Here is a 13,807-nt window from a genome sequence, read left to right on the forward strand (position 1 = left end):
CTATGGGTTTCGGTCTATGGGAATTTCATTTAGCTGCCAGCCTTTTTTTATCCAACATTATTTAGTTTTATATTTTACGAACTTTTTATTATTTTTATTTATTTTTTTTATCATCTTTTTTCATTATCTTCTTTCATATCATTTCGTATGATTAATCTATTTTTTTATTTAATTTCTTAAACGATTTTCTATATTTTGGTATTGTTTTTTCTTTATAATTTCTAGAATTATCAAAAACTTTATATACTATGTATAACAATTGTTATATAATGAATATTTTTCTTAAAATTTATTTTTAATAATCTCCCTATTTTTAATATTTTTTCATTAAGAATAGAACACTTGTAAATATAAAATATAACAATTGTTATTTTTTAATGATTATATTAAAAATATTTCAAAAAGAATATTTTTAAGAATTTTATTAAATGTCTAATTTATTAAAATCTACTAGTATTCATTATATTTACTAATTAATTTATATTACAGGTGATAAAATGACTAACAAAAATTATGGATTAAGTACTTTAGGATTACACGCAGGACAAGAAGAACCAGACCCAGCAACTGGATCAAGAGCTGTTCCGATTTATCAAACTTCATCTTATGTATTTAAGGATACGGATGAAGCAGCAAATAGGTTTGCTCTTCAGGAATTTGGTCAAATTTACAGTAGATTAACTAACCCTACTAGCGATGCATTTGAAGCAAGAATTGCTGCTATCGAAGGTGGAAATTCTGCAATATCTGCTGCTAGTGGTTTAGCTGCTATTACTTATGCATTATTAAACATTACCCAACCTGGAGATGAAATTGTTTCTGCAGATAATTTATATGGGGGAACATATCAATTGTTTGATTACACTTTTAAGGATTTGGCACGTAATGTTATCTTTGTAGATTCACAAGATCTTGATGCTTTTGAAGCTGCTATAACTGATAAGACAAAAGCGATTTATGTGGAATCCATTGGAAATCCTAAATTGGATGTTCCTGAATTTGAAAAACTTGCTGAAATCGCTCATTCTCATGATATTCCATTAGTGGTAGACAACACTGCTGCTGTTGGGTTAGTAAGACCTTTAGATCATGGGGCAGATGTAATTGCAGCTTCTGCAACTAAGTTTGTTGGAGGTCATGGTACTGCTATAGGAGGATATATTGTAGATAGCGGTAAATTCAATTGGGGTAATGGTAAATTCCCTACAATTTCTGAACCAGATCCAAGTTATCATGGTCTTAACTATTGGGAAATATTCGGTGATTTCCCAGGACTTGGAAACATTGCTTACACTCTTCGTATTAGAGCAAGATTATTAAGAGACTTAGGTGCAACTCTTGCTCCGGTTCACAGTTTCATATTCTTGCAAGGTTTAGAAACTTTATCTATCAGAATGGCTAAACACTCTGATAATGCATTAAAAGTAGCTAAACATTTAGAACAACACCCTGCAGTAAGTTGGGTAAGTTATCCTGGACTTGAAAGTCATCCAACACATGAAACTGCTAAAAAATACTTAGGAGACCAATATGGTGCTTTATTAACCTTTGGTGTTAAAGGTGGACTTGAAGCAGGAAAAGAATTTATTGATAATCTTGAATTGTTATCTTTACTTGCTAATATTGGTGATGCAAAAAGTTTAGTTATCCACCCAGCTTCCACTACACACCAACAATTGACTCCAGAAGAACAGGAAAGCACTGGTGTAACTCCTGACTTGATTAGAGTATCTGTAGGTCTTGAAGATGTAGAGGATATCATTGCTGATATTGATCAAGCTTTAGATAAAGTTACTGCTAAATTTGGAGAATAATTAAATTCTCCAATTTTTTTAATTTTTCAATACTCTCAATTTTTATTTTTTTTTAAATTTTAATATTTTTTCACTTATTACTCACTTATTTTTTCAATTAATTCTTCAATTTCCATAATGCTATTTTTTAAAAAAATTAGTTAAACCTAAACTTTATATACTAAAACTTACTAATAATAAATTAGGAAATATAACTATAGTTATATTTTTTAAAAAATTATGATGATGTAGTTATTTTATCTTTAAAATAATTAATGTAATTACTAAAAAAAATAATTTTTATTAGAGGAAAAATCGGAGAGCTAACTATGATATATATGGATAATTCTGCTACTTCTCCAGTAAAAGAAGAAGTATTTAATGCAATGGTACCTTATTTAAAAGAAGAATTCGGAAATCCTTCCACTTTTTATAAATTAGGTAGAAATGCTAAAAAAGCGGTTGAAGAAGCTCGTGAACATGTAGCAAAATTAATTAATGCTGATACAAGAGAGATCATATTTACAAGTGGAGGTACTGAATCTGACAATATGGCTATTAAAGGGGTAGCTTTAAAATTTGAAGATAAAGGAAAGCACATTATTACAACAGAAATTGAGCATCCGGCAGTACTTAGAACTTGTGAATTCTTGGAAACAAGAGGATATGAAGTTACTTATTTGCCAGTGAATGAAAATGGGATCATCAGTATAGAAGATTTAAAAAATGCAATTAGGGAAGATACAATCTTAATTTCTGTAATGCATGCAAATAATGAGATAGGAACTATACAACCAATTGAAGAAGTAGGTAAGATTGCAAAGGAAAATGGAATTATCTTCCATTGTGATGCAGTGCAATCTGTAGGTAAGATTCCAGTTGATGTTAAAGAAGCAAATATTGACTTATTGTCCATTTCCTCCCATAAGATTTATGGCCCAAAAGGTGTTGGTGCTATATTCATTAGAAAAGGAGTTAGATTGGAATTATTGATTCATGGGGGAGGTCAAGAGAACGGTCTTAGGTCTGGTACAGAAAATGTTCCAGGTATCGTAGGTTTTGGTAAAGCTGCAGAGCTTGCTTATGAACACTTAGATGAAAACATTGCAAAGCTTACAGAACTAAGAGATTCTCTTATTGAAAAGATTGGCGATAGAATTCCAGAAGCTTACTTGAATGGTGATAGGGAAAATAGGCTTCCGAATAATGTAAACTTCAGATTTGCTGCAATCGAAGGTGAAGGTTTGATCTTAAGATTGGATGCAAAAGGAATCAATGGTGCAACAGGTTCTGCATGCTCATCAAAAAGTCTAAAGGCATCTTATGTATTAAGCGCTTTAGGTTTGGAAGATGCTGAAATCCACGGTTCCTTAAGATTAAGTTTAGGTACTGAAAATAGCTTAGAAGATGTTGATATTGTTGTAGATGCATTGGATGAAGTTGTTGCAGGATTAAGAAGAATGTCTCCTTTATGGGATAATGAAAATAATGAATCCTTGGAATTAGATGAGTCTAAGTTTACAGACCCAGACCATTAAAAAAAATTTAAAATTATAATTATTTAAAAGAATTAATGTAAAGAAGTAAGGTGATAAGATATGTACAGTGAAAAAGTTATGGATCATTTTGCAAATCCAAGAAATTCTGGTATTATTGAAAATGCAAGTGGTGAAGGAACTGTTGGAAACCCTACATGTGGGGATTTAATGACTATTTACATTGATGTAGATGACAATGAAGTGATTCAGGATATAAAATTTGAAACCTTTGGTTGCGGTGCTGCAATTGCTACAAGCAGTATGATTACTGAAATTGCTAAGGGAATGACAGTTGATGAAGCTTTAGAAATTACTAGAAATGATGTGGCTGATGCATTGGATGGTCTTCCACCAATCAAGATGCATTGTTCCAACTTAGCAGCAGATGCATTAACTGAAGCAATCAAGGATTACAAATCTAAAAAATCAGAATAAAATTTTTATTATTAATTTTTAAATTTTTTATTCTATTATTTTTTTATTTTTTATTTTAATTTTTTTAAACTATTTTTATTATTCCCTGTAATTTTTCAAATTTAATTTTTTAAGATTTTTGTTTCATCTCTTAAAAACTTTTTTTTTAAATTTTTCTTAAAATTTTTTTATATTTTTTCATAAAATTTTACATTTCCACATAAATTTGATAAAAAATTTTTCCAATTTTTTGCAATTTCATTTTTGTGCAAAAATTATATAGTAACATTCCATTAAATGATACTTTATTCAAAATGAATTAATTTAATTAATCATAAAATCAATTTAATTAAATTATATTATCTTACTATAAAAATGAATTTAGTATATCTACATCTAACAGTTTAAAAATAGTGATTTAATAAATTTTAATTTTGAGATATCATAAAAAATAGAAATTTTAGAAAAAAGTTAAAAAGTTAAAAATTAAAAAATTAGAAAAATTTGAAAAAATAAAAAATAGAAAAAAAATAACTAATGAAAAAATTTATTAAAAAAATTATTTTTCAATTGAAATTATTTTTTTATTCATTAGTCATATTTTGGATTTCACTTAGAAGTTGATTTAATACTTCCTTGCCAAGACCCTCAATATATTTTATTGATCCTGCACATTCGTGACCTCCACCATCAATACCTGCTTGAGGTATCTTATCTGCAAGACTAATTACTATATTGTTTACATTAAATCCAAAGATCTTATGAACAGAATCGGTTGCCCTTAAAACTCCAAAGTCAGGGCCATGTCCAAGGGTAATGATTGGCTTATCTTCACCGATTTCCTTTACAATCTTATCATGGACAAATCCACAGGTTTTTCCAGGAGCAGGGAATGTAAACTTATGAGCATATTTTTCAACATCCAAAACATTGAAGTAGATTCCATTTTCAAGCTGGACTCTTTTTATGTTAGGTAAAGCAGCTTTCATTTGGGTATCTACACGTTTTAGGTATTCTTTATATAATGCTTCAACCATCTTAGGATGCTTATCGAGATTGTCTACACCTAAAATGGTATCGATAATTCCTCTACCATTCATGAATCTAAGGAAGTAAGCTTCAAAATCAATACATTCAGCAATCTTCTTCAATTGCTCTCTATCATATCCTTTTTCAGAAGCAAGCTTTACATATTGTTCCACTTCATCTGCTTCTGCACGGTCTCCTAAAACCGCAACAGCAGGCAAGTGTTTCACTAAGTCTTCAACATCTGGATTGATGATATGCGCAACTTCAGTAGCTAATGCTCCAGCGGTTATTTGAGAGTCCCCTCCAACAAGATAAGGATTTACATGAGTGTCAACATATTCATCCACTGCAACAGTACCTGCAATAATGTCTTCACTGTTGCACTCTACGCTTCCATCAATTGTTTCTCCACTTTTCAATGTTTTTGTAATCAATTCTCCAGGGAAGTGATGGTCAATGACTACAATTTCAATATCATAGATTTTTGCTTGCATCAATGCTACAATGTCTTCCTCTGTGGAACCGTTATCCAATAGTACAATCAATGGCAATTTTTGCCCATGTCTTTCAAAGTCTTCCAATGCAAAGGATAAATCCTTTACAACATCTTCCAATTCGTAAAATGGAGCTTTACTAGGAGAGCGTTTGAAGTAGTGGTATTCAGCATCATTATCTGGATTGAATTCTTTTAATAAAGGAATAACTGCTTTTTCCATTGCAACTCCTGCACAGATACCATCTGCATCTGCATGGTGTCTGACAAGAATTGATCTTCCATCTAAAATAGCTCTTCTAATGACTTTTGCAGCTTCTCTCATTTTAGGCTTTAACCTATCTAAAACTGGGCTTTGGATTAAGAAATCAACATCATCTGGTTCTGCCTTTTTATCTAAAGCAATATCAATGAATTCCTTCATCTTGTTTGCTTCTTCATTGCCAAGCTTTTCAATGCTGCTTGACTCTATTTGTATTTCACCATTATGCTTATTGACTTCCCCAATTACCTCTACAATGTCTCCTATTTCGATTTCAGGATACATTCTAACTCCAGGCTCATTAAATGCTGCAGCCCAGGTAATTGCAGTCTCATCAGTGATTGTAAAAATAGTCGGTCCTGAAGTCTGTTGGATTTGTATAACCTCACCATGGACTTTAACGACATTACCCATTGAAGAGTCATCAAGTGTTTCGATTTTGGTTCTTTTGATGTTTTTCTTGACTTTTTTAATCACATATTCTCCTTTGAAAACACTTGCAGGAGCCATGTCGACTTCACGTTTTCTCTCTTTGATTTGGGTGATTCTTACAAATACATAATCTCCCACCTTATTTGAGGAATTACGTGTTCTCATGAGCCCCCAAACTTGATTGTTTAAGCTTACAAAAAGACCGTATCTTTCCACTCTTGTGACTTTACCTCTATAGATGGAATTAAGCTCCAAATCGCTCATTTCACATAATCCATCTAATTCATAAACAATTTCCTTTCCGGAGATGTCAGATTCCACAACGAGTTTTTCAGGATTTTTCTCTCTTTCAGCTTGTTTTTTCATCTTCTCTTCTTCTTGCTTTTCTGCACATTCATCACAGTAATTCTTATCAGAGTCAATACGTTTTCCACAATCATTGCAAACAGTAATTTCGCCTGTTCCATTACAGTAGGAACAGTCTTCCAAGACATCCACCATTCCTTTTCCATCACATGCTTCACATGGAACATCTTGATCTGCATCTAAATCAAATTTAGCTCTAGCATTACTGTTCACGCCTTTAAAGTGATTTTTCATTTCAAATGTATCTACATAACCGGTTCCATCACAATTTTCACATATTTTTGTATCTACAACAACGGACCCGGTTCCATTACATTTAGGGCATGCTTTTTTCATTTTTCCCCCTCACATATCTTTCTAATAAATTCAATAAATAAAAATTGTATTGAATAATCATTGTTTTTAGATTATTCCTGCTTTTTTGAATAATTCTGAGTTTTCTTCCACTATTTGATTTCTTTCACCTTGAAGTATCACTGCTTTTTTCATTTGATTATTTGCTGACTTAGCATATGAATTTCCAGAGTAAGGATCATTATTTGCATAGTATTGAATAGCTAAATAAAGCTCATCACTTGCCTGTTTCTTTAATGACACTTCTTCCTTTATCAAATCAATATACTCTTTATATACACTTTCATTTAAGTCATCTTGATACTCTTCAATTTCTGAAAGTTTTGTTTCCGCGTCATTAAATTTTTCCTTTGCAATTTGAATGTTATTGTTTCCACTTGCATAGTCACGGCTATTGATGGAGCTGATTGCAGCGTTATAATCGTTATCTCCTTCAGTGATATCAGTGTTCAAATCTTTCATTCTATTGTTTATGTTATCAATAGGGCCATTAATACAACCGCTTATACTAACAACTGCTATCAATATCAAAACAATCAATATAATATCTTTTCTCATGCTATCAAATTTAATTTTTTTAATTTTATATAATTTAAATAATATTTTTAATTTGTTAATAATTTGATAAATTTAATTTAAAATTTAACTTATATAATATTAATATTATGGATTTCATATTTAATAAAATTTAGTAATTTTATGAAAAATAGTAATTGTGTAAGGATAGTAATTGTGTAAGGATAATAATTGTAGTAAGTATAATGAGAATAGTAAAAATAGGAAAAGTAGTAAAAATAGGAAAAGTAGTAAAAATAGGAAAAGTAGTAAAAATAATGTAAATTAAAATGTTTTAAGAAAAATAAAAAATAGAAAAGTATTATTTAAAATAAATAATACTTATGAATGCCATAAACCATGGATGTTACAATATTCAATAGCTTTTACATCTTCAACTTCTGCATTTACATCGAATACTGCTTTAGGTTCATCACCAGGTTTTAAGTTTGCACGGTAAACTTGATCCCCAACGATTAATTCAACAAAATTAATGTAGTGTTCTTCTAACATTGGGTGAGGTTCTTCTCCCATAGTTACGACAATTTTGCCATCTTCTTTGGTAATTACAGGAATGTGTTTTACTCCACCTTCTGGTAATTGTCTAGGTTCTAAAAGTTCCATTGCTTCTCCACAACAAACTAATTCTCCAGCGCCTTCAACAATAGCTTCCACCATGATTCCACAGTGGTTACATCTGTAAATCTCATTAATTTTAGCCATATAATTGCCTCCAAATAATAATTAATTTTAATTTGTTCCTTTCAATATATAAAGTTTTATATAATTAAAACATTTAAGATTTGCATGTCAAAATTGCACAGATTTTTTATTATTTTCCTTTATTTTAGTTTAATTTTTAAAATGTTTTATAAAAACTTTTTATATTTGTAAAAATATAAATATAAAGTAAGATATTAAATTTCAAAAAAGTTGTAACGGAAGGTTGAATTAATCCTTCATTTTAATGTTCTAATAAGTTTTTTAATGCTTTTTTGAGATTTGAAATTTTTAATAAATTTAAGAAATTTAAAATTTAAAATTAATAGGCATAAATTGAAATTATGGATAGTAAAGTTAAAATTTAAATATGCCTAATGTTTAAGCGATGTGAGAGTATGAGTTTAATTATTGCTTATGTTGGAAAGAAAGGATGTGTAATGGCAGGAGATAAGAGAAGAATTGCCTATTTTGGTTCTAAAGAGGAACGTGAACTTTTAGAACAGGAAATTTACACTGGTGAAATCACTACTGATGAAGAATTATATGCAAGAGCTGAAGAGCTTGAAATAAGTTTAAAAATAACTGATGATGCAACTAAAGTAAAAAGCTTAGAAAATGTAGCAGTCGGTGAAGTCAGTTCAAGAGGAACTATGGAAACCAAAAGAAAAAGAATCTACGGTACAACCAATGGTTTCCAGATTATTGAGCTTACCGGTTCTGAAATTGTAAACAGAAAAAGAGGAGACTCTTCCATAATTGTATTCGGAAATAAGATTACAAAATCATTAGCTAATGAAATGCTTAAGAAAAGATGGAAACCAAACTTTAGCTTAAAGTATATGGGAGATATATTCGGACAAATCTTAGATGATATTTCTAAAAAGACACCTTCTGTAGGCACTAAATATGATGTAGTCATTCAACAAAATGATTTGTATAAGGATAAGGTCCAACCTTATTTAGATGAAGTCATTGAAATGGATATAAATCTTTTAGCTAAGTTTAGAGCTAAACTTAGAGACGACTTATTAAAACAAAATGAAACCATTAAATTAGCTTCTACAATTATCGATGAAGGTCCTGTAGGAATTGTTGATTCAATTGATGAAAAGATGATTCAAGTGAAATTAAATCCAGATGTAAGAGCATTTGACATCAATTGGAAACTTCTTGCAAAACCTGGCGAAAATGTTATCATGTTTGTCGAAGGGGAAGATGATGCATTATTGAAGGACCAAGTTGTTATTGAAAATGAAGTTTTATGCATTAAACGTAATAAGGCTAATTTAAAATGTGATATCATTTTATGTCATCTTAAATAATAGGGTTTATTATTGATTTTGTGTTTATTTTATAAAAGGTGACAATAATGAAAATTATATTTTTAGGCTCTGGAGGTGGTAGGTTTGCCACCATCAGTCAGAAAAGAATGACTGGGGGCTTCAGAATTGATGATTTTGGAGGAAAGAATTATCAAGTAGACCCAGGTCCTGGAGCATTGGTCAGATCTTATCAGTTTGGTGTAAATCCCACTAAAATTGATGGGGTCTTCATATCCCATTCTCATACAGACCATTATAATGATGCTGAAATATTGATTGAAGCAATGACAAGAGGTATGACAAAAAACAATGGTATCATTATGGGAAGCCAATCTGTTTTTGAGAAAGTCCAACGTTGGGGTCCTGCTATTTCAAGTTATCATAAAAGCAATTCTAAAAATTTGATCTTGACTCCTAATAAGATAGCACGTTTTCCTTCATTTACCATTAAAGGTACTGAAACAAGACATGGAGACCCTACAGGTGTAGGTTTCCAAATAGAGAATAATGGCTTTAAGATTTCATACACTGCTGATACCGAATATTTTGATGAATTGCCAAAATATCATAAAAATGCAGACATTTTAATCGGAAGTGTCTTAAGGCCGGGACCAAGGTCAATTAGGGGACATATGTGCACTGATAATTTCATAGACATTGTTGAGCAGGTCAAGCCAAGCTTAGCGATAATGACCCACTTCGGTTTCAAGATGATTGCTGCAAACCCAGTTGAAGAGGCAATAAGAGTCTCTAAAAAGACAGGAGTCAGAACATTAGCTGCTTTTGATGGTATGAAAGTGGATATCAATGAGAAATATCCTGAACGTTCTAAGATGATTCGTCTTAAGGATAGGTTTGCAAATCGTATAAAACAAGAGGATGTCTATTCCCTTAATTTTGAATCAAAACCAAATAAAAAAAGGAATAATAAGAAAAATAATTATGACAATTAAATTATTTTCTTATTTTTTTTAATTTTTAATTTTTTATATTTATTTTTGCAATATTTTTTTTTAAAATTTTTTAATATTTTTAATTTTTTATATTTATTTTTGCAATATTTTTTTTTAAAATTTTATAACAATTTATGCTATTTTTTCATTTCATGTAATTTCAAGATTATTTCATGAAATGCGTATATTGATTTAAATAGACTTATTTAAGTTTGTAGGATGTATAAATCCTCCACGAATCATGTGGTCTGCTAAAATGATAGCTGTAGCTGATTCGGCAACTGCAGTGACTCTTGGACATATGCAGGGATCATGTCTGCCACTGATTTCAATTGTTGTGTTTTCTTGTCTTTCCAAGTCAATTGTATCCTGGATTTTAGAGATTGAAGGTGTTGGCTTAACAGCAATTCTTGAAACGATTGGCATTCCATTGCTCATTCCACCAAGGATTCCTCCAGAATTATTGGTTTTAGTTTTTATGGTTTTATTTCCATCATCAGTCTTATCATAGCAGAATTCATCGTTGATTTCTGATGCTGTTGATTTTGCACTTTTAAAGCCTAATCCTATTTCAACTCCTTTAACTGCATTAATGCTCATTAAAATTTGTGCTAAATCACCATCAAGCTTTCCAAACACTGGTGCTCCAAGTCCTGCAGGAACTCCAGTTGCAATTGTTTCAACTATTCCTCCAACTGAATCTCCTTCCTGCTTTTTGGAAAGAATCAATTCTTCCATGAGTTTTGCAGCATCCTCATCACCACATTTGACGTTGTTTTTTTCGATTGTGTCTTTTAGGTTTTCATAATCTATATTTTCTGCTTTGATATCTCCTATTTGGACAACGTGGGATGTTATTTCAATGCCCTGGGTTTTTAATAGTTTTTTTGCAATAGCTCCTCCAATAACATGTCCTATGGTGATTCTACCACTTCCACGACCTCCTCCATTATAGTCGTAGATTCCATATTTTTCCATCCAGCAGAAATCTCCATGTCCTGGCCTTGGAGTATTTTTGATGTTTGAATAATCCTTAGATTTTTGATTGGTGTTGTAAACGATTCCAGTGATTGGGGTTCCATCGGTTTTTCCTTCAAATATTCCAGATACAATTTCTATTCTGTCCCCTTCTTTTCTGGATGTTGTGAGTGCACTTGTTCCAGGTCTTCTTTTATTCAATTCAATTTGAATGTCCTCTTCGCTAAGTTCCAAATTAGCAGGACATCCATCTACAACTGCTCCAAGTGCTTTTCCATGACTGGAACCGAAACTTGTAATTGAAAAGATTTTTCCAATAGTGTTTGCCATATAATTCCTCAAAGTATTCTATTAAATTATTATAAGTTTGTTCACTTTTCTTAATTTTAATTTTCTAATATTAAATATTTTTATTTCCCTTAATATAGTTTAAGTTTTTATATGAATTTACATTAAAATTTATATTAGTAATTTGATAAACTATTATATGAATAAATTTTATAAAAAGTTAAAATTATTCTATTTAATCTAAATTAATTTAAAGTAAAAATTTTTTATTATATAATCATTAAGAAGTGAAATCATGAATTTTCCAATAACAAGAATGAGAAGATATAGGAAAAACTCTAAAATTAGAGACATTGTACGTGAAACCAAATTGAATAAAGAGGATTTGATTTATCCAATATTCGTTAAAGAAGACCTTAAAGATGGTGAAAAGGAAGCTATTTCCACTATGCCTGGCGAATACAGATATTCTTTAAATGACTGTGTGGAATATGCAAAGGAATTGGAAGCTAAAGGATTGAAATCAATTATTGTTTTCGGTCTTCCAAGCCCTGAAAAAAAGGATGCAATCGGATCTCCTGCTTTTGCTTCAACAGGCATTGTTCAAAGAACTGTCCGCAAGCTTAAAGAGGAAACTGATTTAGTTATCATTACCGATGTTTGCTTATGCCAATACACTTCTCACGGCCATTGCGGATTGATTGAAAAGAATGATGACACAGACTTTGGCTTTGAAATCTTAAATGACGAATCCTTGGAATATCTTGCAAAAGTTGCATTATCCCATGCAGAAGCTGGTGCAGATATTGTAGCGCCTTCTGACATGATGGATGGAAGAATTCAAGCCTTAAGGGAAATTCTTGATGAAAACGGTTATTACAACACAATGATTATGTCCTATTCAGTTAAATTCGCTTCTTCATTCTATTATCCATTTAGAGAAGCAGCATGTTCTGCTCCTTCAGCGGGAAACAGAAAATCCTATCAAATGGATCCTGCAAATGCTCTTGAAGCAATCAGGGAGGCTGAACTTGATGTAATTGAAGGCGCTGACTTTTTAATGGTTAAACCTGCACTACCTTATTTGGATATAATTAAGACAATTAAGGATGAATTCCCAATGCCTTTAGTGACATATAATGTAAGCGGAGAATATTCCATGATTATGGCAGCTATTGAAAATGGCTATTTGTCTGAAGAGGCTATAATGGAATCATTATTATCCATAAAAAGAGCAGGGGCTGATTTGATAATCACTAATTTCGCTCCTTATGCTTTAGACCACTTATGATTATGGGGGAATGTTTGTGGAAGCAAAAGAAATTGCTAAATTGGCTCAAATTGCATCTGTTCTTGAAGTGAGTGGTTGGCCAAAACCTGGAAATGTTCACAGAACTCGAAATTACGATGATATGGTATTTCAAGACTTTGCGATAAGTGCTGTAGTTATTGGAGATACTATGGAAGCTGTTGCAAGCCAAGCTAAGGAAATCGATGATTTGTCCAAAGCGGAATTAGGAAGATACATCTTCCAAGCTGTTGATGAAACCAATAGATGGATTGAAACCAACACTAATTTAGGCATTATGATGATGTGCATTCCAATTGCAGCTGCAGCTTCAATAAGTGATAGTTTTGATGAAATTCAAGAGAATGTAGGTCGTTTAATGGATGCTACAACTGTTGAGGATGCAGTAAACCTTTATGATGCAATCAATGTTGCAGATGCTGGTGGAATGGGAGATCAGGATGAATTTGATGTGATGAGCGAAAAGGCAAAGGATGAATTGCGTGCAAACAATCAGACAATGTTTGATGTTTTGGAAATCTCAGCTGGTTGGGACAGATTAGCAAATGAACTCACCAATAAAATGCCTGTTTGTTTTGAAATAGGATCTCCTTGTTTTTCAAGCTTTTGGAAAACCTCTGATGATGTTGATGTAATCAATAATGCTACAGTTTTAACATTCATGACAATTCTTTCTCAAATTCCAGACACTTTAATTTCAAGAAAATACGGTAATGAAGTGGCGGAATCCGTATCCCAAAAGGCAAGTGAGATTTTGGAATTTAAGGATGACGATTCATTTTTAGAAAAATTATTGGAATTTGATGATTATCTCTATGATAATAAGTTGAATCCTGGAACAACAGCTGATTTAACTGCAGCATCTATATTCTTATCATATCTTGCCGATAATTTCTAATCATTATTCTTTTTTATTTTTCTAATTTTCTTATTTTCTTATTTTTTTATTCTTTTATGCTTATTTCATCTAATTTTTTATCAAATTATTTTAATTTTTT

At 31.2% G+C, this 13,807-nt stretch carries 11 protein-coding genes; 7 read left to right on the plus strand and 4 right to left on the minus strand.

Annotated elements, in window-relative coordinates; all coding sequences use genetic code 11:
* Nucleotides 1-497 precede the first annotated feature (497 nt).
* The 3 genes from Q0409_RS09835 to nifU all read left to right on the plus strand — a co-directional run bounded on the left by Q0409_RS09835 (nucleotide 498) and on the right by nifU (nucleotide 3,766).
* Entirely contained in the window at nucleotides 498-1,814 is a 1,317-nt protein-coding gene (locus Q0409_RS09835; RefSeq protein WP_298537669.1) for an O-acetylhomoserine aminocarboxypropyltransferase/cysteine synthase family protein, read from the plus strand.
* Nucleotides 1,815-2,125: 311 nt separating this feature from the next.
* Nucleotides 2,126-3,331, plus strand: a complete 1,206-nt coding sequence (gene nifS / locus Q0409_RS09840) for a cysteine desulfurase NifS (RefSeq protein ID WP_298537728.1) — start codon at nucleotides 2,126-2,128, stop codon at nucleotides 3,329-3,331.
* A 60-nt stretch (nucleotides 3,332-3,391) separates the two neighbouring features.
* On the plus strand, nucleotides 3,392-3,766 hold the full coding sequence (gene nifU, locus Q0409_RS09845) for a Fe-S cluster assembly scaffold protein NifU (protein WP_298537671.1): 375 nt from the start codon (nucleotides 3,392-3,394) through the stop codon (nucleotides 3,764-3,766).
* 563 nt (nucleotides 3,767-4,329) lie between these two features.
* On the opposite strand, the gene Q0409_RS09850 is transcribed toward nifU, so the two are convergent.
* From Q0409_RS09850 to Q0409_RS09860, 3 genes are all read right to left on the minus strand, one after another.
* Nucleotides 4,330-6,663, minus strand: a complete 2,334-nt coding sequence (locus Q0409_RS09850; protein WP_298537674.1) for a DHH family phosphoesterase — start codon at nucleotides 6,661-6,663, stop codon at nucleotides 4,330-4,332.
* A gap of 66 nt (nucleotides 6,664-6,729) precedes the next feature.
* Nucleotides 6,730-7,239 (minus strand): hypothetical protein, encoded by a 510-nt coding sequence (locus Q0409_RS09855; RefSeq protein ID WP_298537677.1) that lies wholly within the window; start codon nucleotides 7,237-7,239, stop codon nucleotides 6,730-6,732.
* A gap of 339 nt (nucleotides 7,240-7,578) precedes the next feature.
* Complete coding sequence (locus tag Q0409_RS09860; protein ID WP_298537680.1) at nucleotides 7,579-7,959, minus strand: desulfoferrodoxin; 381 nt, start codon at nucleotides 7,957-7,959, stop codon at nucleotides 7,579-7,581.
* 395 nt (nucleotides 7,960-8,354) lie between these two features.
* Between Q0409_RS09860 and Q0409_RS09865 the strand changes: the two genes are divergently transcribed.
* Nucleotides 8,355-9,281 (plus strand): DUF2121 family protein, encoded by a 927-nt coding sequence (locus Q0409_RS09865; protein ID WP_298537683.1) that lies wholly within the window; start codon nucleotides 8,355-8,357, stop codon nucleotides 9,279-9,281.
* 47 nt (nucleotides 9,282-9,328) lie between these two features.
* Nucleotides 9,329-10,234: an MBL fold metallo-hydrolase gene (locus Q0409_RS09870; protein ID WP_298537686.1), complete on the plus strand. Its 906-nt coding sequence runs from the start codon at nucleotides 9,329-9,331 to the stop codon at nucleotides 10,232-10,234.
* Nucleotides 10,235-10,426: 192 nt separating this feature from the next.
* Here the strand turns inward: Q0409_RS09870 and aroC are convergent, their stop codons facing one another.
* Nucleotides 10,427-11,542: a chorismate synthase gene (gene aroC / locus Q0409_RS09875; protein ID WP_298537689.1), complete on the minus strand. Its 1,116-nt coding sequence runs from the start codon at nucleotides 11,540-11,542 to the stop codon at nucleotides 10,427-10,429.
* A 253-nt stretch (nucleotides 11,543-11,795) separates the two neighbouring features.
* Between aroC and hemB the strand changes: the two genes are divergently transcribed.
* Nucleotides 11,796-12,791, plus strand: coding sequence for a porphobilinogen synthase (gene hemB / locus Q0409_RS09880; RefSeq protein WP_298537691.1), 996 nt, complete (start codon nucleotides 11,796-11,798; stop codon nucleotides 12,789-12,791).
* 16 nt (nucleotides 12,792-12,807) lie between these two features.
* The gene (locus Q0409_RS09885; RefSeq protein WP_298537693.1) at nucleotides 12,808-13,707 is read left to right on the plus strand and encodes a triphosphoribosyl-dephospho-CoA synthase; all 900 of its coding nucleotides are present in this window, start codon (nucleotides 12,808-12,810) and stop codon (nucleotides 13,705-13,707) included.
* Nucleotides 13,708-13,807: the final 100 nt, after the last annotated feature.

This window comes from uncultured Methanobrevibacter sp., from assembly GCF_937898925.1.
Taxonomy (GTDB): Archaea; Methanobacteriota; Methanobacteria; order Methanobacteriales; family Methanobacteriaceae; genus Methanobrevibacter.